This is a genomic window from Segatella albensis DSM 11370 = JCM 12258 (assembly GCF_000426565.1).
Classification (GTDB): domain Bacteria; phylum Bacteroidota; class Bacteroidia; order Bacteroidales; family Bacteroidaceae; genus Prevotella; species Prevotella albensis.
The window spans coordinates 167149-187472 of record NZ_AUFP01000002.1 but is presented as its reverse complement, the minus strand read 5'-3'; the positions used below and the strand labels follow the sequence as shown (position 1 = coordinate 187472).

The window sequence follows — 20324 nt, the reverse complement described above, 5'->3', positions numbered from 1 at the left end:
TATGTTCAGCAATAAGGAAAACGTAAATATATTAACAGCACTTCTTCTGAAACATGGCGTGCGTCATGCTGTGGTTTGCCCGGGTAGTAGAAATTCTCCGATCGTTCATGATCTCAACGAATGTGAGGAGATGAACTGTTATCCTGTTACGGATGAACGAAGTGCAGGCTTTTATGCCTTGGGAATGTGCCAGACTTTGGATCAGCCTGTTGTGGTATGCGTTACGTCGGGTAGTGCATTGCTCAATGTGGCCCCAGCCGCAGCAGAAGCTTACTATCAGCATTTGCCACTTATCATCGTTTCGGCTGATAGACCGATACAATGGATCGACCAATTGGATGGACAGACGATGAAGCAAACCGGTGCTTTACAAAATTACGTAAGAAAGTCTGTATCGTTGCCGGAACCTCATGACGAAGAAGAACATTGGTATTGTAACCGTCTGGTCAATGAAGCCCTGTTGGAATGCAAACATCGCGGTTGTGGACCTGTACATATCAATGTGCCGATAACCGAACCTTTATATGAATATACCGAATCTGCATTACCGGAGGAGCGACCTATCATCCGATTGAATCCCGTAGTAAATGATTTGTATGTGAATCAAGTTGCCGAACGGTTTATGGCAGCCGAGCGTCCGATGGTCGTAATCGGTCAGATGGTATTACAAACGTTGATAGAAGAAGACTTGCAACCTATTGCAGATTATGCTGTTGTGTTGAAAGAATCATTGAGTCCTCATGTGCTTCCGTTGACTCATTTTGAGGAAGTGCTGGCCAAAGAGGGAGACAATGATGCTTATCAACCCGATTTCATCCTGTATATCGGTTCTACACTTGTTAGCAAACGGTTGAAACAATTCCTTCGCAAGTGTGATGCTGAGGAATGGGCCGTGGATGCAGATGGAGAAATCCATGACACCTTTATGCATTTGGACGGTGTCATAGAAGGAGAGCCTGCAGATGTATTAGGAGCTATTGCTGATATGATTTCTGCATCCAAGTTGAATAGCACCTATCAGTCAACAACGTTTCATGATTTGTGGCAGAAATCACTCACACTGGCGAATAGTCATTCTTATGATTTTGAACCAGCATATTCACAGATGTCAGTCGTGAAATACTTCGAAGAACAACTCGAAGATATGTATTATGATTATCGTGTACAATATGGCAATAGTTCAGCTGTTCGATTAGGTAACATTTATGCTGGACATCAGATTTATGTGAATCGAGGAATCAACGGTATAGAAGGAAGTCTATCGACGGCAGCGGGAATGTCTGTCGTTACCGACGATATTGTATACTGTGTACTTGGAGATTTGAGTTTCTTCTATGATCAGAATGCTTTGTGGAACCGAAACCTCAAAGGTAATTTGCGCATTATACTTCTAAATAACGAGTGTGGTGGTATCTTTACCAAGTTTGACGGACTGAAAGAAAGCAAGGCTCGCGATTTCGTTATCGGTACACATCAAACCAAGGCACAGGGAATATGCACTCAGAATGATGTAGGGTATCTTAAAGCCACCAGTCAAGAAGAAATGCAGATAGGCATGGTACAGTTGATGACGATAGATACACAACGTCCTGTGGTACTTGAGGTCTTTACAGATGCTCAAGAAGATGATCAGGTTTTAAAGAATTATTGGAAATAAAAATAGATATGGAAAGACAATGGAATAAAGTTACGGAATTTGATTTTAAGGAGATACTTTTTGAAACTTATAATCATATAGCAAAGATAACAATTAATCGTCCTCGTTATCGCAATGCATTTACTCCGCTTACGACATGGGAAATGTCTCAGGCTTTCAGTTATTGCCGTGAATGTCAGGATATCCGTGTTGTAATTCTGACAGGTGCCGGTGATAAGGCCTTCTGTTCGGGTGGTGATATGCATGTAAAAGGTCGTGGCGGATATGTTGGAAGTGATGGCGTGCCTCGCTTGAATGTACTTGATGTACAGATGCAGATCCGTCGATTGCCGAAACCTGTAATCGCCATGGTAAATGGTTACGCGATAGGTGGAGGACACGTGCTTCATGTAATGTGTGATCTGACAATAGCATCAGAGAACGCAATATTTGGTCAGACTGGTCCTAAGGTTGGTTCGTTTGATGCAGGATTCGGTGCCAGTTATTTGGCACGAATGGTCGGACAGAAGAAGGCGCGTGAGATTTGGTTCCTCTGTAAGCAGTATTCAGCAAAAGAGGCCGAAGAAATGGGAATGGTGAATAAGGTAGTGCCATTTGATCAGTTAGAGGATACCTGTGTGGAGTGGGCTGAGATCATGATGGAACGCTCGCCATTGGCATTGCGAATGATCAAGGCCGGATTAAATGCTGAGTTGGATGGACAGGCTGGTATTCAGGAATTGGCCGGTGATGCAACGATGCTTTATTACACGATGGATGAGGCTCAGGAAGGTGGAAAGGCATTCTTGGAAAAGCGCAAACCTGATTTTGACAAATATCCACAGTTCCCTTGATGTATAAACTAAGATGAAACATATAGAAATATCAGAACGGACACTCCATTTTAAACAACCTGCCGGGACTTCTCGTGGCGTTTATCATACGCGTCATAGTTATTATCTTACTCTTACAGATGATGAGAAACCTGGTATCAAGGGCGTTGGAGAATGTGCTACGTTGCCCGACTTGTCATGTGATGCTATCCCGGAGTATGATAAAATACTTCGGGAAATGTGTCGTCTGATAGAACAGATAGGGCATATTCCTTATGACATGCTGAGACCTTATCCAAGCATTCTCTTTGGTCTGGAATCTGCTTTCGCTCAGTTTGAAGCAAATGGTTCTGCTGCTATATTTGATACGCCTTTTGGACGTGGAGAAGAAGGTATTACCATCAATGGACTTGTATGGATGGGGACTTTCGATGAGATGTATGCCCGTCTTGAGGAGAAACTGGCAAAGGGATTCCATTGTGTGAAGTTGAAGATTGGTGCGATCGACTTTGAAAAAGAATTAGAGTTGGTGAAGCATATCAGAGAAGCATTCACGAAAGAACAGATCGAGTTGCGAGTGGATGCTAATGGAGGCTTTACACCGGAGAATGCCATGGAGCGACTTGAGGCTTTGACTCAATATGATATTCATTCGATAGAGCAACCTATCAAGCAGCATCAATGGGATGCCATGGCTCGACTTTGCAGGGAGAGTCCGTTGCCTATTGCACTGGATGAGGAACTGATCGGAGTAAACACTGTAAGTATGAAGGAAGCACTGCTGGATACGATAAAACCAGCTTATATTATCCTGAAACCGAGTCTTCATGGTGGTATGTCCGGTGCTTCCGAATGGATTAAAATGGCTAAGGAACGTGGTATTGGCAGTTGGATAACTTCGGCATTGGAAAGTAATGTCGGCTTGAACGCTATCGCACACTTCTGTGCAAAGACCTATGGCGCGAATATCATGATGCCCCAAGGTTTAGGAACAGGACAACTCTTTACCGATAATATTGATATGCCACTGGAAATAAGAGGCGACCAATTATGGTTCTGCCCCTCCAAAGATGGTGAATCGGCGGAATGACTAAAAACGGGTCGTAGAAATCACCACCACAATACCTTTTAGATGGGAAATATATGATGAAGGAAAAGATGACATTAACAGGATTTCTTGCCGAATGGAATAATGATGGCAAGACAGTGCTGGTACATACTTCGGGTAGTACGGGGAAGCCTAAACCGATGTATGTAGAGAAAAGCAGAATGTTGAACTCTGCGAAGATTACTTGTGATTTCCTGAACCTACGACCAGGAGATTCAGCACTACTCTGTATGCCTCTCGACTATATCGCAGGTAAGATGGTTGTGGTAAGGTCGATAGAACGACAGCTTCATCTGATTTCAGTGAAGCCTTCTGGACATCCTTTGAGTGATCTCTCCTTAGGTGATCAAGTTGCTTATTTCCAAGCAAATGCAAATCGTCTTTTTGCAGCAATGGTACCTATGCAGGTGTATAATTCCCTACAAGTCGATGTTGAGGCTGAACGCCTTCGGTCGATACATAACCTTATCATTGGTGGTGGCGCTATCGACGATAAACTCGCATTACAATTAAAGGACTTTCCTCATGCTGTGTGGAGTACTTATGGCATGACAGAAACTTTGTCGCATATCGCCCTTCGTAGGTTGAATGGTTCGGAGACAAGTGAATGGTATCGTCCTTTCGATAGCGTAAAAGTAAGTATAAACGAAGAAGGGTGTCTTGTTATTGATGCCCCATTAGTACATGAAGGAAAGTTGGTTACCAATGATCGTGCGGAACTCCGTGAAAGAGACGGAAAGATCGAGTTCAAAATATTAGGGAGAAAAGATAATGTGATAGATAGCGGAGGCATTAAGATACAGATAGAAGAAGTGGAAAAGAAGTTGAAGCCATTCCTTTCCTCTCCTTATATGATAACGAAAGGTCCTGATGAAAAATTCGGCGAAACTGTTATCCTCCTGACGGAGCAAAACAATATCGCCGAAGTATCAGAAATATGTATGAAGGCATTACCAAAATATTGGCAGCCACATTATATATTCCATGTGGATAAGATTCCTATGACCGAAACCAGTAAACCAGCTCGTGCACAAGCTCAGAAATTAGCTCTTAGCCTTCTCTGAAGAAATCAAAGGCTTCTTTGATTTCCTCTTCTGTGGCAGTCTGGTCTATTCTGATGTCTCCAATATTTGCAAGAAGTGTAAAGTTGATGATACCATTACGGTTCTTCTTGTCATGAGTCATCAACTCTATCAGTTCAGGATAATCATCACAAGTAATATTGATGGCACCATAGTTTTCGCGGATGAACTGTACGGTCTGATGCATCTTGTCTGTAGGGAATCCCGTCTTGATAGCACTAAGATAGAGCTCGCAGATCATTCCGTAAGCCACAGCATATCCATGGAGGATAGGAGAGTGCTTTAAGCTCCAACTCTCAAAAGCATGACCGAAAGTATGACCTAAGTTCAATGCCTTTCTTATACCTTGCTCATGAGGGTCTTTCTTTACCACATTTTCTTTCACTTTCACGCTCTTCGCTAACATGTCCTGCAACTTTCCAAGATCAGGCTGTTGAATATCGAACTTTATCAGTTCAGCCCACATCTTCTCGTTGGAGATAAGGCCATGCTTTAGCATCTCAGCATATCCGCTACATATATTCTGACCATCAAGAGTCTTCAGAAAGTCAGTATCTAAGATCACGAATTTAGAATCATTGAAGACACCAATCTCATTTTTCAGACCATTGAAGTTGATGCCAGTCTTTCCGCCGACAGAAGCATCGACCATGGCAAGCAGGGTAGTAGGAATGTTGATGAAGTTAATACCTCTTTTGAAAGTAGAAGCAGCGAATCCACCTAAGTCGGTTACCATGCCACCACCTAGATTTATCAGTAGAGAATGTCGGGAAGCCCCATCATTTCCGAGCTCTTCCCATACATGAGCTAAAGATTCAATGTTTTTATGAGTATCCGTAGCTTCTATCGTGATAAGCTTGGCTTTACGCATGCTAAGCTGTTTTGACAGCAAAGGCCAGCACTTTTCTTTGGTCACTTCATCGACAAGGATAAAAGTCTTGTCGTGTTCACATTCAGAGATGGCTGTGGCCAGTTCGCTCTTTAAATTCTTTGAAATAATAATCCTCTGCTCCATAATATAAAAGTAAATACCAATGCAAATATAATGATTTCAAATAAAAAACTAGCAAAAAATAGTTTTTTTTTATAATCTAAGTTAAACTCTTTCATTTTAGTTGCGTCTATATGTATGTGTTTCAATAAAAATCAAAGGGACCTTAAAATGAAAAAATTATTAATTGTAGGCTTAATGCTATTATCGGCGTTTACAGCAATGGCTCAGAGTCGTCTGATTTCAGGTGCTATAAATGATCGTGATACTAAGGAGGTGATCACTCAGGCTACTGTCCAACTTTTGAAAATGGATAGCACTTATGTTGACGGTGCTCTGACCAATGAAGAAGGCTTGTTCAGAGTGCATGCTCCGGAGAATGGGAAATATTTGCTGAAAATTACTTCAGTAGGGTATAAACCCGTAATCAAGCGTATTCAGATTTCAGAAGACAAAGACTTGGCCATGGGACGACTTGTTCTTGGGTCGGATGCTGTGATGCTTAAGGGCGCTGTGATAACGGCACAAGCTCAGAAAGTGGTACTTAAGGAAGATACGTTCGTATATAATTCAGCTGCTTACAGAACTCCAGAGGGGTCAACGATAGAGGAATTGGTGAAACGACTTCCCGGTGCTGAGGTCAGTGATGATGGTACCATCAAGATCAATGGTAAAGAGGTGAAGAAGATTCGTGTCAATGGTAAGGAGTTTATGACTGGTGACACGAAGACAGCCCTTAAGAATTTGCCTACAAGTATTGTTGATAAAATTAAGGCCTATGATGAGAAAAGTGATCTATCCCGAATTACGGGTATTGATGATGGTGAAGAAGAGACCGTACTAGATTTCGGTGTGAAAACTGGTATGAATAGAGGATATATTGGTAATGCAGACCTTGCCATCGGTACAAAAGGCAGATATGCAGAACGATTGTTCGGAAGATATTCTGATGATGATAATCAGTTGATGTTCTTTGGCTCAGCAAATAACGTGAACGATATGGGCTTCGGTGGTGGCCGAGGCGGTTTCTGGGGTATGGGCCGTCAAGGTCTGAATGCCACAAAGATGCTTGGTCTCAATTATAACTATGAGAAAAAGAATAAACTGAAAATCGATATCTCTGGTCGTTGGAATCATTCCGACGGTGATGCTTATAGCAAGACTTCTTCTGAGTATTTCGTAAGTACTAAGTCTTCTTTCGGAAATAATATCTCACATAGTTTTACGCGTAGTAATAGTTGGGATGCCAGAATGCGATTGGAATGGACTCCTGATACGATGACCAACATTTTGTTCCGTCCTTCTTTCTCTTGGAAGACAAACGATGGCTTGGCTAAATCAGTATCAGCATCATATAAAGAAGATCCTTACAAATATGTTATAGATCCTCTGAATACTGAGGACATCAAGAAACTTGCTAATGATAGTTTGATGGTAAACTATCAGAATAGCAACAGTCTCTCTTATAGCAGTAATAATAATGTAAGAGGTATGTTGCAGTTGAATAGAAAACTCAATAGCCGAGGACGTAATGTTACTTTGCGTTTGGATGGTAATTACGGAAAAACGGATAGCAAGAGTCTCTCTACCGCTAATGCACATCTCTATTTGGTACAAACAGCTTTGGGATTGGATTCAACTTATCAGACCAATAGATATAATCTTACTCCTACTACAAATTATAGTTTTAGCACTCAAGCCACGTATAGTGAACCATTATGGCGGGCTGCATTCCTGCAGTTTAGCTATAAGTTTACCTATAGTTATTCCAAGAGTGATAGAAGTACTTTCGATTTCAGTAATCTAGGCGAAGGTTTCTTTGATACCATCACTCCTGTTTATCGTGGATGGGATAGCTATCTGAGTAAGTTAAGCAACCCATTGGAATCTTACTTAGACAATAATCTCAGTCGCTATTCAGAATATCGTAATTATCTGCACGATATTGATGTGATGCTTCGTGTCATCAATAAGAACTACAACTTGAATGTCGGCTTACTTCTACAGCCACAGAGCTCTAAATATGTTCAGAACTATCAGGGCATACATGTAGATACGGTTCGTTCGGTGACCAATTTCTCTCCAACTCTTGATTTCCGTTATCGTTTCAGTAGGGTTAGTAACCTGCGAATCAACTACCGTGGTACAACTTCTCAACCGAGTATGACGGATCTCCTTGATATCACAGATGATAGTGACCCATTGAATATCAGAAAGGGTAACCCTGGTTTGAAACCTTCGTTCACCAATACGCTCAGATTGTTCTACAATAATTATATAGAGAAGCGTCAGCAGGCTTTGATGTCGTTTGTCAATTTCTCAACGACAAGAAACAGTATAAGCAATAAGGTATCTTATAATGAGTCAACAGGCGGACGAGTGATTACCCCTGAGAATATCAACGGAAACTGGAGAATGTCTGGTGCCTTTATGTATAACACAGCCATCGACTCTGCCGGTATCTTCAATGTGAATACATTTACCAATATCGGTTATGATAATAATGTAAGCTATTTGCAGTTGAATTCTAAATCAGATTCAGAGAAGAATACTACCAAGTCGTTGACTGTTGGTGAACGCTTAGCAACAAGCTATCGTAATGATTGGTTCGAACTGGAGTTGGATGGTTCTTTGAATTATACCCATGCCCGTAACATGTTGCAGAGCCAGAGTGACCTCGATACATGGCAGTTCTCTTATGGTGGTACAATCACGACTACAGCACCTTGGGGTACAAGTTTGAGTACTGACCTTCATAATCAGTGTCGTAGAGGATATAACGACAACTCAATGAATACGAATGAGTTGATATGGAATGCCCAGTTGTCTCAAAGCTTCCTGAAAGGTAAACCGCTTACAGTATCTTTGCAGTTCTATGATATCCTGCGCCAACAGAGCACATTTAGTCGTGCACTTACAGCTATGGCACGTACGGATACGGAGTATAATAGTATCAACAGTTATGCCATGTTGCATGTCATATACCGTTTGAGTATTTTCGGTAGTAAAGAAGCTCGTGAGAAGATGACACAGGGATTTGGACCCGGACCGGATTTCCGTGGAGGTCCTTTCAAAGGAGAACGTCCCAAAGGTGCCCCACGCCATCCACGTGGTGGATTCGGTGGTCCGATGATGTAATTAGACCAACACATTCAATAAATAAATTCAACAAAAACGAAAAAGGTGGACTCGATAATTGAGTTCACCTTTTTTATGTTCTTATGCGATTTACTTATTCATCATCATCCCAGTTCTCATCGTCATCCCATCCGAACATGGCAGGGTCGACGAAAGAGTCAAGAGCTCTTCGCTCTTTCTTGGTAGGGCGACCAGTACCCCTTGCTCTGTCCACAAAACCGCTGATGCGGCTCATCTCCAGAAGTTCGTATTGCTTAGGGTCGGTGACATTTTTGTAAACGTCAGGCAATAGTTTGGCACCCACACGTTGCTCTATGCAGTCGAGTACCATATACGAATAGGTGATAGGTGGCTTCTTAACGCTGATGACCTCTCCGCGCTTTATCATATGCGAAGGTTTCACGTTGACCCCTTCTATGGTAACGCGACCATTTTTGCAGGCATTAGCTGCAAGAGAACGAGTTTTGTACACTCGTGCAGCCCATAACCATTTATCTATTCGTGCAGTATCAGCCATTATTTCTTGCCTAATTTGTTATATTGATTCATTGTATTGTCAATACCCTGCAATACAAAACTCTTGATGATATCACCAGCAAGGTCGATGCTTGGTTGAAGAATCTTCATATCCTCATCGCTGTAATGTCCGAGCACCCAGTCTACTTGTCCGCCTCGTGGGTAGTCGTTGCCTACACCCATGCGTAGACGTGCGTAATTCTGACCAATGAGTTGCATGATATGACCGAGCCCGTTGTGTCCACCGTTACTGCCACTAGCCTTTAATCGGAAAGCACCTAATGGTAAGGCCACATCATCAGAAATGACAAGTAAGCGCTTCTGGTCGATATTTTCCTTATTGAGCCAATATCGTACAGCATTTCCGCTGAGATTCATGAAAGTAGTAGGCTTTAACAGGAAAACCTTTCTCCCCTTGATAGAAGTCTCTGCGACAAAACCATAACGCTTATCCTCAAAAACAATATTGGACGCTTTTGCAAAAGCGTCCAATACCATAAAACCTGTATTGTGTCGGGTACCCTCGTATTCAGAACCAGGGTTACCTAATCCACAAATTAGATACTTGTCCATTATTCAGCAGCCTCACTATCATCGCTTGCAGCAGCGGCAGCAGCGGCAGCGTTACGTGTCATCTTGATTGAACAAACAACTACATCCTTACCAGTTGTTAACTCAAGACCTTCGTAGCTTAATTCGCCAACCTTGATGCTCTTACCGATCTTCAAAGCAGTAACGTCTACATCGAGGTGCTCAGGAATCTGCTGGTAAGGAGCCTTAACGTTGATCTTACGGATAGAAAGGTTCATACGACCACCATCACGAACACCCTGTGCAAGACCTACGAGCTTAACAGGAATACCGATAGTGATAGGCTTCTGATCGTTAACCTCAAGGAAATCTACGTGAAGAAGAGCGTCTGTTACTGGGTGGAACTGCAACTCCTTCAAGATAGCTGTGTGATGCTCACCATCGATATCCAAGTTGATAACGTAGATGTGTGGAGTGTAAACGATCTTGCGGAGCTCGCTCATAGTAGCTGTGAAAGCCATAGCAACTGGCTTACCGTCAGCCTTAGCCTCACCATAGATGTTACAAGGAACTAAACCTTCCTTACGAATTGCCTTAGAAGCTTTTTTACCAAGGTCTGTACGCTTCTGACCTGAAACATTAATCTCTTTCATAATAATGTGTTACTCTAAATTAAGTGAATAATATGTGCCTTAATTCGCCATACACAGATTAAACGCCGACGTCTTTAATCTTTAAAAGATTAGTGCTCCGACGATTTTGTGTTGCTCAAAAAGCGCTGCAAAGGTACGTATTTTATGCGAATTGTGCAACTTTTCTCTTAAAAAATCTAGTTTTTCGTTTCGTATTCTTGCATATACCAACATAAATTTATACTTTTGCATCGTAATTACATTATATAACGAACCAAAAATAACATTAGAGAATGATTAATAGGGAATTAATTCGTTTAAAGATAGTCCAGTTAACCTACGCATACTATCAAAATGGAAATAAGAATATGGATAATGCTGAAAAAGAACTTCTTTTCAGCCTTTCTAAAGCGTATGATCTTTACAATGATATGCTCGCACTCATTGTGGCGATTACTCGTGAATCGCGTCGTCAGACGGATATTCTTATTAATCGTGCAGAACGTGAGGGAACAGAGGCTCCGTCTTCTAAATTCGCATTTAACAAATTTGCTGTTCAACTAGAAGAAAACAAGACCCTTACAGAGTATTGCGAAACTAAAAAATTCTCTTGGGATGACGATATTGAATTAGTACGTAAACTCTTGACTCTTATAGAACAAAGTGATATCTATCAGGAGTATATGGCTGCCGAGGATGATTCTTATGAGGCTGACCGCGAATTGTGGCGTAAGATATATAAACAACTCATTCAGCAAAATGAGGATATCGATAGTTGGCTTGAGGAAAAGAGCCTTTACTGGAATGATGACAAGGAAATCGTTGATACTTTCGTCATTAAGACGATTAAACGATTCGAACTTGAAAACAAGGCTAATCAGGAACTTCTTCCGGAATATAAGGATGAAGAAGACCGTGACTTCGCTCGTAAGTTGTTCCGTGCCACGATATTGAATGCAGACAGTTATCAGCATTACATGAGTGAGGCGAGTCGTAATTGGGACTTCTCAAGATTGGCCTATATGGACGTAGTTATTATGCAGATCGCTATTGCTGAGTTCTGTACATTCCCTAATATACCAGCTTCTGTTACGATCAATGAGTATGTAAATTTGGCTAAACTTTATAGTACTCCACAGAGTGGTCGTTATGTGAATGGTCTGCTCGATACTATAGCTCGTCATCTTAATGAGCGTGGCATTATCGCCAAACCTATGGAAGAGCGACAGAAGGAGAACAATCGTCCTCGTGCGCGTCGCTTCTAATAATTTGAATTTTAAATTTTAAAAAGATATTTATATTATGACATCGATTTTATTAGCTGCTCAGGCACAGCAAGGCGGCCAGTGGGGCTTCCTGATTATGATGGTTGCAATGTTTGCCATCCTTTGGTTGTTTATGATTCGTCCTCAACAGAAAAAGCAAAAGGAAATTCGCAATTTCCAGAATTCATTGCAAGAGGGCGCTCGTGTTGTGACCGGTGGCGGCATCTATGGTACTGTAAAGCATATAAATATGGCAGATAATACTATAGAACTCGAGATTGCTCGTGGCGTTGTCATTACAGTTGACAAGGGGTATGTGTTTGCCAATACAGCTTCATCTGCTCAGAGCCAGAATAAGTAAGTAAATGGTCAGGTGGAATGGTACTTGGACAATCATCAGGAATTTCCTGTTTGGCATCGTCAACAAGGAATTTCTGATTTTTTTGTTCTTTCTCGCGTTGAGTGGTGGCTTTTGGCTTATGATGTCGCTCAACGAGACTTGTGAACAAGATATTCCTGTGCCTGTTCGCTTGGTTAATGTTCCGAGTAATGCGGTTATCACGGATAATATAGACGATACAGTGATGGTGACAATCCGCGATAAAGGATTTTCCATCTTTAGTTATCTCTATGGTTCAAAATTCCGTGTGGTCACTTTAGACTTTGAGAACTATGCCCGTAAGGGTGGGGTAGGTGTTATTCCTGCTTCAGATATCTTGAAACAGATATATCCTCAGTTGTATGGTTCTTCGAAAGTCATGAAGTTGAATCCGGATCGTCTTGTGTTCTATTACAACTATGGACTGTCCAAAGAGGTTCCCGTAAGATTGTCGGGGAGAATAGGTTTAGGTTCCAGCTACTATTTGTCAAAGGTACAGTTCTGGCCAGAGCGTGTGAGGATTTATGCCAATAAGCATTTACTGGATAGTATTCGATATATCTCAACTACAGATCTGAATATTTCTAATATTACGGATACCATATATCGCAAGGTATCTTTGCAGTCCATACGTGGTGTAAAGATTGTTCCTTCGGTAGTACGTGTAGGACTATATCCCGATGTACTTACGGAGGAAAGTGTGGAAGTACCGATAAAGGCTATCAATATGCCGGATGATAAGATACTTCGAACGTTCCCATCGCGTGTGGATGTGAAGTTTATTGTAGGTGCAAATTTGTTCCGACAGATTAGTCCGGAACAATTTTCTGTAGTGGTAGATTATAATGAGATACAGACTCACCCTTCTGATAAGTGTACCTTAATATTGCGTAGTTATCCAAATGGAATAAAGAATCCACGACTAGGAATACGTCAGATCGATTACCTGATCGAACAGAAATAACAGCGATGAAGAGGATTGCGATTACGGGAGGTATCGGCAGTGGAAAGTCATACGTATGCAGAATCCTTGAAAATAAGGGCATTCATGTCTATGATTGTGATGCTGCAGCCAAGCGATTGATGGCATCTTCTGCCAGTCTGCGTGTTGCTTTGCAAAAATTAGTTGGCGAGCACGTTTATAGAGGCAATATATTGCAGAAAAATGTGCTTGCTCAGTTTCTTTTAAAGAGCGAGCAGAACAAGCAGGCAGTGAATGAGATCATCCATCCGGCAGTAGCGCGGGATTTTGAAGAGAGCGAGTACGAATGGCTTGAGAGTGCGATCTTGTTTGACGCACATTTCGATAAGCGCATTCATTTCGATTTTATAGTTTGCGTATCAGCACCTATGGAAATAAGAATCCGGCGAGTAATGGCACGGGATGGAATTAGTTGTTCTAAAACGTTGGAATGGATTCATCGGCAGTTGCCTCAGGAAGAAGTGGCAGAAAAGTGCGATTATGAAATCATCAATGACGGACAAAAGTCATTAGAGCAGCAGATCGACGACATGCTTGATACATTATATAATAAATAGATTACAAAAATTATAATTTAGAATAAAATGGAAACAATTCTTTCAATAGCAGGTAAACCAGGCCTTTACAAACTGGTATCTCGTGGTAAAATGAATCTTATAGTAGAGGCACTTGATGAGACTCACAAGCGCCAGCCTGTTTTTGCGACAGACCGTGTAACCTCTCTTGGTGATATCGCCATGTATACAGATGCCGACGATATTCCATTGTGGCAGGTTCTCGAGAATGTAGGCAAGAAGGAGAACAGTAAGGAATCTTCTGTCAATTACAAGAAAGCAAGCAGCAAAGAACTTAGAGCTTACTTTACAGAAGTTCTTCCTAACTGGGATCAAGATCGCGTACACGATAGTGACATCAAGAAACTCTTGCAGTGGTACAACATCCTAGTAAAGGCAGGAATCACCAACTTCAAGGAATCTCTTGCCCCTACAGAAGGCGACAATATTGATGATCGCGCCGAGGCAGCAGAGTAATATAAATGATTATATGTTTAGGATGAAAATATATAAAATGATATCAAGTGCAGTCATAATGGCTGCACTTGTCGTTACGTCTTGTGTTACGACAAAGAGTAGCGGTTATACCGATAATAGCCAACAGACGGATACTTTTGCCGTTCATCTTGTTGATATCAAGAGCGAAGTGCTTACTATCAGTGATGGCATACGTCTGTATGATGCAGGAACAACTGATATGGCGATAGCTAAGAAATATGGTTATAAGCGCATTGACGGTTATAAAGCTTATAACCTAAAAGATTACGCTGTCCTGTTTTATAAGAATAGTCAGCTACCTAGGAAGTTGAGTAGCGGTGCATATCTTGACATGCCGAAACCTATGAAAAAAGGCGTATCAAGTTATGTAGGTATTAATAAGAACGAAGTAGAGATTGGCGTGTTTAGTCAGAAAGCCTATGACAGTCTGTTGTCACAGGTCATCCAGGCAGGTTTCGCACTTATCCATGATGGCTACGAAAAAGAATATTCTAATGGCATCTATAGCATTTACTGCTATGCTCCAGGCCGAAGGATAAGAATATCACGTCCACTATAGTGATTTATAAATTCATTTCAGATAAGATATGATACTCAACCTTGTCTTTATTGTTGTAGGTATAGCATTAGTGCTATGGGGAGCCGATCGACTTACCGATGGCGCTGTCGCTTTGGCCGACCGTATGGGAATCAGTCAGATCGTCATTGGTCTTACGGTTGTAGCCATGGGCACATCCATGCCCGAATTCACCATAAGTCTATTGTCAGCCATCAAGGGCACATCAGGTTTAGCAGTAGGCAATGTCATAGGTTCCAATATCTTCAATTCCCTATTGATCGTAGGAACCTCGGCAGTGGTAGCCCCTATGTTGATATTAAAGTCAACCGTACGGAAAGATATACCATTTGCCCTTGTAGCTTCAGTGATGCTCTATCTGCTTAGTCAAGATGGACAGATCAGTCGGTGGGATGCAGCCATACTCTTTGTCTTTTTCATGATCTTTATGACGATTACGATAAAGGAAAGCAAGTCAGCCGACAGTAAGAAAGAAGATACCCAGATAAAGTCAATAAAAGTATGGAAAGCAGTAGCCTTTCTATTGATAGGTCTTACAGGTTTGATATTGGGTAGTAATATCTTTGTGAATGGTGCCACAAAACTAGCCACTACCTTAGGAGTCAGCGATGCTGTTATCGGACTGACCATTGTAGCGGGAGGAACATCACTTCCCGAGTTGGCCACAAGTGTTGTTGCCTCTCGTAAGGGCAACAGTGGTATTGCGATAGGAAACGTCCTTGGAAGTAATGTCTTTAATATCCTCATGATATTAGGTATCACAGGATTGATCACCCCGATGTCTATTCATGGTATCACACAAGTCGACCTTACGATGCTTGTCGTTTCGATGATTCTCTTATGGCTGTTTAGTTTCACCAAATATAGAATTGAGCGATGGGAAGGAGCCATCCTATCAATTCTTTTCATTGGATATATAGTTTATCTAATCCTTCAGATATAGGAACTTACGATGCATAAGCGCGATAATTACCAATTCCTTACTACCGCACCAGTAGAGAAGGTTGTTGTGACCATGGCCATACCTACCATTATAACAATGCTTGTAACGAGCTTTTATAACATGGCAGATACATTCTTCGTGGGCCGACTGGATACACAGTCCACGGCAGCAGTGGGAGTGGTCTTTTCTGTGATGTTCTTTATTCAAGCCTTTGGCTTCTTCTTTGGTCATGGCTCCGGAAACTATATCTCTCGCGAGTTAGGTGCCAAACATCATGAAACGGCCCGACAAATGGCATCTACAGGCTTCTTCTTCTCTCTATTCTTCGGATTATTGATATTCGTGATCGGAGAGATGATGCTACGTCCACTTTCCGTCTGGTTAGGTTCTACTCCCACCATACTCCCTTATACGGAGAAATACCTAAGTATTATTTTGCTGGGAGCCCCCTTTTTTACCTCATCACTCACCCTCAATAACCAGATGCGTCTGCAAGGTAATGCTCGCTTGGCGATGTATGGTATTACCACAGGAGCAATCCTCAACGTCGTACTCGACCCTATCTGTATATTTTGGTTTGATTTAGAAATCAGTGGAGCAGCTATAGCAACCGTTACCGGACAGATCGTTTCTTTCTTTATCTTGTTACGGTTATCTTATACCCAACAGAATATAGGAATATATTGGAAAAACTTCAGACCATCGTGGAAAGCGTTCAAGGAAATCTTTTATGGAGGTAGCCCTTCACTTTCCCGTCAAGGCCTAGGTTGCTTATCTACGATAGCATTAAATCTGTCGGCAGGGCAGTTTGGTGATGCAGCCATCGCCGCTATGACGATTGTTAATCGGTTGACCATGCTGGTGATGTCTGCAGTAGTAGGATTAGGACAAGGTTTTCAACCACTTTGCGGATTCTGCTATGGCGCACGACTTTATTCCCGTCTCCGTAGAGCCTACTGGTTTACAGTAAAGGTAGGTACCTTATTTTTACTTATCTGTGCCATTTTTGGAGTAATATTTAGCCAAGAAATCGTATCTTGTTTCCGAGATGACGCAGCCGTAATCTCCATTGGTGGTTTCACCCTCTGCTGTCAATTGTTGGCTTATCCGCTGAATGCTTTCAGTATGACCAGCAATATGCTTACGCAAACCTGTCGTAAACCATGGAGAGCAAATCTGCTAGCATCTTCTCGTCGAGGACTTTTCTTTATTCCTATTGTCATCCTCCTGCCACAATTCTGGGGATTGTTCGGTGTAGAAATCAGTCAATGCGTCAGCGACATACTAGGCTTTTTGCTCACCATACCTATTATGATATATACCTTCAAAGAACTTAAAGAGTAGGTACGTTCCTGATATTCAATAGATTACCTATTCGGCTTTTTAGGATGAAATATTGAAAAAAATGATATAGAAATGGGAAGTTACAAAAAAAATATGTATCTTTGCAGCCCATTTACAATCATCGAGTGCTTGGTAAACCTCGTAAAAAACAAGAATTATGAATCAAGAGAAAAAACAGGTGAGTGTACTGTTTATGCTTTTCAGTATACTTTTTTGTGTCTGCTTGATAGCAGCCAATCTATTAGAAACAAAGCAAATCTCAGTATTGGATATTAGTTTGACCGGTGGACTCATCGTGTTCCCAGTGAGCTATATTATCAACGATTGCGTATGCGAAGTATGGGGATATCGCAAAGCAAGGCTGTTGATATGGACAGGTTTTGCCATGAACTTCTTTTTCGTGACCATGGGAGCCCTTTGCGACTGGATACCGGGAGCACCTTATTGGCATAACGAAGCAGGTTTCCATGCTATCTTCGGTTTAGCCCCTCGTATCGCCGTAGCATCTTTCGTAGCCTTCCTGGCAGGAAGTTTTGCCAACGCTTATGTCATGAGCAAGATGAAGATCCATGATCAAGGGCGCCATTTCTCGTCGCGTGCTGTATGGAGTACCGTGGTAGGCGAGAGTTGCGACTCGTTATTATTCTTTCCGCTGGCTTTAGGTGGAGTCGTTCCTACAGAAGAGCTCCCTAAGTTGATGATCTGGCAGGTAGTCCTCAAGACCCTGTACGAGGTCATAGCCCTACCGGTGACCATCCGAGTGGTAAAGTTTATGAAGAAGCACGAAGGCGAAGACGTCTACGATGACAACATAGACTATAACGTATTGAAAATATTTAATGTCTAAGCGATATGGAAGATTCAAGAAAAGAAGAAGGACTGAAAGCACTTGGTGCCAAGACCAAATATTGTATGGACTATGCTCCGGAAGTATTGGAATCGTTTGTTAACAAGCATCCCGGAAACGACTATTGGGTGCAATTTAACTGTCCGGAGTTTACATCGCTTTGTCCGATAACCGGTCAGCCGGATTTCGCAGAGATTCGCATCTCTTATATCCCTGATGTCAGGATGGTAGAGAGTAAGAGTTTAAAACTCTACCTGTTTAGTTTCCGCAATCATGGTGATTTCCATGAAGATTGTGTGAACATCATCATGAAAGATCTTATCAAGTTGATGGATCCGAAATATATCGAAGTTACGGGTTATTTCACACCACGTGGTGGCATCAGCATCTATCCATATGCCAACTATGGTAAACCGGGAACCAAGTATGAGAGGTTGGCAGAGCATCGTTTTATGAATCATAATCTGAATAAATAATATTTGGGTTATAATTTATAATAATTTAAACTATATCATGGAACTGTTAATAGAAAAACAGTTCCATTTTTTGTTCCATCTAGCGTGTATGGTAAGCGTTGAGGCCCTCAAAAGCATGAAAAATACCTTTCAAAAGGTTGTCTTTTTGAACGCAGTTAACTTCATCAGCTTACGCAGTTAACTGCGTAAGCCGTCGCGAATAGGTGTATAGCCTTGTGTAGTTAACTGAAAATGCCGATATTCCCGGTATGTTTTGATGTTAAATTAGGTGGCAATATTGTAACTTGTTGATAATCATGTTGTTGCATTTTGTGCGTAATTTCAGTATTCATAATCAACTCGTTGCTAATTCTGAATTCACGAATTATGAGTACCTTTTTGCAGATGAAAATTAAACAATGAAAGGTTCTTTAAGCATTATTAATATGTGATAAATGTGTTAACGAAAATAAAAAATAAATTATATATTTTTGTTTTGACGAATATCTTTGTACAAACTTAATTATCTAACAATTTTATAATTGATCTAATTATGAAAAAGAACCTATTTTTATTTCTAATCTTCTTGCTGGTAGGGTTATCTATAACATCGTGCAGCAAAAGTGATTTTTCAACAGGAAGAGGGTTAGACAGCAGGAATTTCAGTACCTTTGCACCCAAATTTTGCAATTAATCAAGAAAAAAATGAAAATAGTTGGCTATTCCGTAAAAAATGATGGGTCTGAAGTGTCTTATATATAGACATGCCTCAAAAATGGGGCACGAATATGAATAGACTGATATGCTTGATAAGAGAATACTTGAAAATTGCGATTCATCGAGTGCCAACCAAGCTCGCTTGGAGTTGGCTGAGCGAAAGCAATTTATCGAACAGCTTTTCCGCCGGAACTACAGCAAGATGATTCATCTGGCCAGTGTCTTGTTGGGCGATGACGAAGAGGCTGAGGACGTGGTGCAGGATGTCTTCTTGCGTGTGGCAGACAGCGACATTCCACCTAAGAAAGACAATTATCTGCTGACTGCCGTGCGCAATGCCTGCCTGAACAGAATCAGACAGATGCATCTTCACGACAAAGTGAAGAGATTGATGCCCTTAGAAGACGATTCCGCCCTGCAACCCATTGACAAACGGATGAAACGGCTCGACGATATTGCCACTTACGTGGACGAGCAACTGGAGGAACCGCACCGCAGCATCTTCCACCTCCGCTTCGACGATGACCTGACCGTCAGTGAGATTGCCCGTCGGCTGGGTCTGAATCCGAATACTACCTACAAGTATCTCATGCAGAGCATTCAGCAAATCAGACATCACTTCGGTAAACATTAAAATGACAACAACAATGGAAACGGCCAACGAAAACATCCGCCAGCTGATGGAAATGCTCGACAATCCCGATGCATATACCGAGCAGCAGATTCAGAACATCATCAACCATGATGAGGATACTCGTGAAACCTATCGTCTTATGGTAGAAGCCAAACGTAGTAGCCGTCATCGTCAGAACAAAGAACTTGTCAATGTAGATGCTGCTTGGCAGAGATTCAATCAAAAGTTTCAGCCTAAGCAGTCAAGCAGCAATTGGATGAAGATAGCTGCATCTTTCATTGGTGTGCTACTTGTTTCTGGCATAGCCTTTGCCGCCATCCACATCGTCCGACAGTACCAGAAGCAGGAAACTCCGCAAACAGAGATTTCGGAAAATGCGACACCCCCCGTCACAACACTCCCTGCCGATACGCTTACCAAAGATACCGTCACAGTGCAACCTGTCATCTACGACAATATCCCATTAGAGAAGATGCTGCCAGAGATAGCCGCTCACTACGATGTGAAAGTCGTATTTGCTAACGATGTAGCCCGTGGACTCCGTTTCCACTTTGTCTGGAATCCACAGAAGGGCATTGATCAGATCATCAGTGACCTCAACCAGTTTGAGCGTCTTAGCGCCACATTAAAGGATAATCAAATCACTGTAGAATAGTCAGCCG

Annotated in this window: 21 protein-coding genes; 17 read left to right on the top strand and 4 right to left on the bottom strand. The window is 41.8% G+C overall.

Features of this window, described 5'->3' with window-relative positions:
• The first annotated feature begins 1 nt into the window (after position 1).
• The 4 genes from menD to K333_RS0102320 all read left to right on the top strand — a co-directional run bounded on the left by menD (position 2) and on the right by K333_RS0102320 (position 4641).
• Complete coding sequence (gene menD, locus K333_RS0102335; protein WP_024989077.1) at positions 2 to 1657, top strand: 2-succinyl-5-enolpyruvyl-6-hydroxy-3-cyclohexene-1-carboxylic-acid synthase; 1656 nt, start codon at positions 2 to 4, stop codon at positions 1655 to 1657.
• A gap of 8 nt (positions 1658 to 1665) precedes the next feature.
• Positions 1666 to 2490, top strand: a complete 825-nt coding sequence (gene menB / locus K333_RS0102330; protein WP_024989078.1) for a 1,4-dihydroxy-2-naphthoyl-CoA synthase — start codon at positions 1666 to 1668, stop codon at positions 2488 to 2490.
• Positions 2491 to 2503: 13 nt separating this feature from the next.
• Positions 2504 to 3559 (top strand): o-succinylbenzoate synthase, encoded by a 1056-nt coding sequence (locus K333_RS0102325; RefSeq protein WP_024989079.1) that lies wholly within the window; start codon positions 2504 to 2506, stop codon positions 3557 to 3559.
• Positions 3560 to 3627: 68 nt separating this feature from the next.
• Complete coding sequence (locus K333_RS0102320) at positions 3628 to 4641, top strand: AMP-binding protein (RefSeq protein ID WP_027452280.1); 1014 nt, start codon at positions 3628 to 3630, stop codon at positions 4639 to 4641.
• On the opposite strand, the gene aroB is transcribed toward K333_RS0102320, so the two are convergent.
• Complete coding sequence (gene aroB / locus K333_RS0102315; RefSeq protein WP_024989080.1) at positions 4628 to 5674, bottom strand: 3-dehydroquinate synthase; 1047 nt, start codon at positions 5672 to 5674, stop codon at positions 4628 to 4630. The genes K333_RS0102320 and aroB overlap by 14 nt on opposite strands.
• A gap of 147 nt (positions 5675 to 5821) precedes the next feature.
• On the opposite strand from aroB, the gene K333_RS0102310 reads away from it, so the two are divergent.
• On the top strand, positions 5822 to 8788 hold the full coding sequence (locus tag K333_RS0102310) for an outer membrane beta-barrel protein (RefSeq protein WP_024989081.1): 2967 nt from the start codon (positions 5822 to 5824) through the stop codon (positions 8786 to 8788).
• A 94-nt stretch (positions 8789 to 8882) separates the two neighbouring features.
• Here K333_RS0102310 and K333_RS0102305 read toward each other — a convergent pair whose 3' ends face one another.
• From K333_RS0102305 to K333_RS0102295, 3 genes are read right to left on the bottom strand one after another with little or no spacing between them, the layout of a single operon-like run.
• Complete coding sequence (locus K333_RS0102305; protein ID WP_024989082.1) at positions 8883 to 9305, bottom strand: RNA-binding S4 domain-containing protein; 423 nt, start codon at positions 9303 to 9305, stop codon at positions 8883 to 8885.
• Positions 9305 to 9877 (bottom strand): aminoacyl-tRNA hydrolase, encoded by a 573-nt coding sequence (gene pth / locus K333_RS0102300; RefSeq protein ID WP_027452279.1) that lies wholly within the window; start codon positions 9875 to 9877, stop codon positions 9305 to 9307. The genes K333_RS0102305 and pth overlap by 1 nt, the downstream gene beginning before the upstream one ends.
• Positions 9877 to 10488: a 50S ribosomal protein L25/general stress protein Ctc gene (locus K333_RS0102295; RefSeq protein WP_024989083.1), complete on the bottom strand. Its 612-nt coding sequence runs from the start codon at positions 10486 to 10488 to the stop codon at positions 9877 to 9879. The genes pth and K333_RS0102295 overlap by 1 nt, the downstream gene beginning before the upstream one ends.
• A 272-nt stretch (positions 10489 to 10760) precedes the next feature.
• Between K333_RS0102295 and nusB the strand changes: the two genes are divergently transcribed.
• The 12 genes from nusB (at position 10761) to K333_RS0102235 (ending at position 20317) form a co-directional block, all read left to right on the top strand.
• Complete coding sequence (gene nusB, locus K333_RS0102290; RefSeq protein WP_024989084.1) at positions 10761 to 11732, top strand: transcription antitermination factor NusB; 972 nt, start codon at positions 10761 to 10763, stop codon at positions 11730 to 11732.
• 37 nt (positions 11733 to 11769) lie between these two features.
• Complete coding sequence (gene yajC / locus K333_RS0102285; protein WP_024989085.1) at positions 11770 to 12093, top strand: preprotein translocase subunit YajC; 324 nt, start codon at positions 11770 to 11772, stop codon at positions 12091 to 12093.
• Between the two features lie 4 nt (positions 12094 to 12097).
• Complete coding sequence (locus K333_RS0102280; RefSeq protein ID WP_024989086.1) at positions 12098 to 13075, top strand: CdaR family protein; 978 nt, start codon at positions 12098 to 12100, stop codon at positions 13073 to 13075.
• 5 nt (positions 13076 to 13080) lie between these two features.
• A complete protein-coding gene (coaE, locus tag K333_RS0102275) occupies positions 13081 to 13650 on the top strand; it encodes a dephospho-CoA kinase (RefSeq protein WP_036885822.1) in 570 nt (189 codons plus the stop codon).
• 27 nt (positions 13651 to 13677) lie between these two features.
• On the top strand, positions 13678 to 14124 hold the full coding sequence (locus K333_RS0102270; RefSeq protein ID WP_024989088.1) for a DUF5606 family protein: 447 nt from the start codon (positions 13678 to 13680) through the stop codon (positions 14122 to 14124).
• A 22-nt stretch (positions 14125 to 14146) separates the two neighbouring features.
• Positions 14147 to 14704 (top strand): hypothetical protein, encoded by a 558-nt coding sequence (locus tag K333_RS0102265; RefSeq protein WP_154652965.1) that lies wholly within the window; start codon positions 14147 to 14149, stop codon positions 14702 to 14704.
• Positions 14705 to 14732: 28 nt separating this feature from the next.
• A complete protein-coding gene (locus K333_RS0102260; protein ID WP_024989090.1) occupies positions 14733 to 15665 on the top strand; it encodes a calcium/sodium antiporter in 933 nt (310 codons plus the stop codon).
• Between the two features lie 9 nt (positions 15666 to 15674).
• On the top strand, positions 15675 to 17009 hold the full coding sequence (locus K333_RS0102255; protein ID WP_024989091.1) for an MATE family efflux transporter: 1335 nt from the start codon (positions 15675 to 15677) through the stop codon (positions 17007 to 17009).
• A gap of 157 nt (positions 17010 to 17166) precedes the next feature.
• Positions 17167 to 17856 (top strand): queuosine precursor transporter, encoded by a 690-nt coding sequence (locus K333_RS0102250; RefSeq protein ID WP_024989092.1) that lies wholly within the window; start codon positions 17167 to 17169, stop codon positions 17854 to 17856.
• A gap of 5 nt (positions 17857 to 17861) precedes the next feature.
• Positions 17862 to 18332, top strand: a complete 471-nt coding sequence (gene queF / locus K333_RS0102245) for a preQ(1) synthase (protein ID WP_024989093.1) — start codon at positions 17862 to 17864, stop codon at positions 18330 to 18332.
• A 781-nt stretch (positions 18333 to 19113) separates the two neighbouring features.
• Positions 19114 to 19662 carry a sigma-70 family RNA polymerase sigma factor gene (locus K333_RS0102240; protein ID WP_024989094.1) on the top strand — a complete coding sequence of 183 codons (549 nt, stop codon included), beginning with the start codon at positions 19114 to 19116 and terminating at the stop codon, positions 19660 to 19662.
• Between the two features lies 1 nt (position 19663).
• The gene (locus K333_RS0102235; RefSeq protein WP_036885825.1) at positions 19664 to 20317 is read left to right on the top strand and encodes a DUF4974 domain-containing protein; all 654 of its coding nucleotides are present in this window, start codon (positions 19664 to 19666) and stop codon (positions 20315 to 20317) included.
• The last annotated feature ends 7 nt before the right edge of the window (positions 20318 to 20324 follow it).

Coding starts and splice junctions, on each gene's coding strand:
- K333_RS0102305 (WP_024989082.1), bottom strand. CDS start 9,305: ATGGCTGATACTGCACGAATAGATAAATGGTTATGGGCTGCACGAGTG.
- K333_RS0102240 (WP_024989094.1), top strand. CDS start 19,114: ATGCTTGATAAGAGAATACTTGAAAATTGCGATTCATCGAGTGCCAAC.
- K333_RS0102260 (WP_024989090.1), top strand. CDS start 14,733: ATGATACTCAACCTTGTCTTTATTGTTGTAGGTATAGCATTAGTGCTA.
- K333_RS0102250 (WP_024989092.1), top strand. CDS start 17,167: ATGAATCAAGAGAAAAAACAGGTGAGTGTACTGTTTATGCTTTTCAGT.
- K333_RS0102270 (WP_024989088.1), top strand. CDS start 13,678: ATGGAAACAATTCTTTCAATAGCAGGTAAACCAGGCCTTTACAAACTG.
- aroB (WP_024989080.1), bottom strand. CDS start 5,674: ATGGAGCAGAGGATTATTATTTCAAAGAATTTAAAGAGCGAACTGGCC.
- K333_RS0102265 (WP_154652965.1), top strand. CDS start 14,147: ATGAAAATATATAAAATGATATCAAGTGCAGTCATAATGGCTGCACTT.
- K333_RS0102295 (WP_024989083.1), bottom strand. CDS start 10,488: ATGAAAGAGATTAATGTTTCAGGTCAGAAGCGTACAGACCTTGGTAAA.
- K333_RS0102235 (WP_036885825.1), top strand. CDS start 19,664: ATGACAACAACAATGGAAACGGCCAACGAAAACATCCGCCAGCTGATG.
- menB (WP_024989078.1), top strand. CDS start 1,666: ATGGAAAGACAATGGAATAAAGTTACGGAATTTGATTTTAAGGAGATA.
- yajC (WP_024989085.1), top strand. CDS start 11,770: ATGACATCGATTTTATTAGCTGCTCAGGCACAGCAAGGCGGCCAGTGG.
- nusB (WP_024989084.1), top strand. CDS start 10,761: ATGATTAATAGGGAATTAATTCGTTTAAAGATAGTCCAGTTAACCTAC.
- queF (WP_024989093.1), top strand. CDS start 17,862: ATGGAAGATTCAAGAAAAGAAGAAGGACTGAAAGCACTTGGTGCCAAG.
- menD (WP_024989077.1), top strand. CDS start 2: ATGTTCAGCAATAAGGAAAACGTAAATATATTAACAGCACTTCTTCTG.
- K333_RS0102280 (WP_024989086.1), top strand. CDS start 12,098: ATGGTCAGGTGGAATGGTACTTGGACAATCATCAGGAATTTCCTGTTT.
- coaE (WP_036885822.1), top strand. CDS start 13,081: ATGAAGAGGATTGCGATTACGGGAGGTATCGGCAGTGGAAAGTCATAC.
- K333_RS0102325 (WP_024989079.1), top strand. CDS start 2,504: ATGAAACATATAGAAATATCAGAACGGACACTCCATTTTAAACAACCT.
- K333_RS0102255 (WP_024989091.1), top strand. CDS start 15,675: ATGCATAAGCGCGATAATTACCAATTCCTTACTACCGCACCAGTAGAG.
- K333_RS0102320 (WP_027452280.1), top strand. CDS start 3,628: ATGACATTAACAGGATTTCTTGCCGAATGGAATAATGATGGCAAGACA.
- K333_RS0102310 (WP_024989081.1), top strand. CDS start 5,822: ATGAAAAAATTATTAATTGTAGGCTTAATGCTATTATCGGCGTTTACA.
- pth (WP_027452279.1), bottom strand. CDS start 9,877: ATGGACAAGTATCTAATTTGTGGATTAGGTAACCCTGGTTCTGAATAC.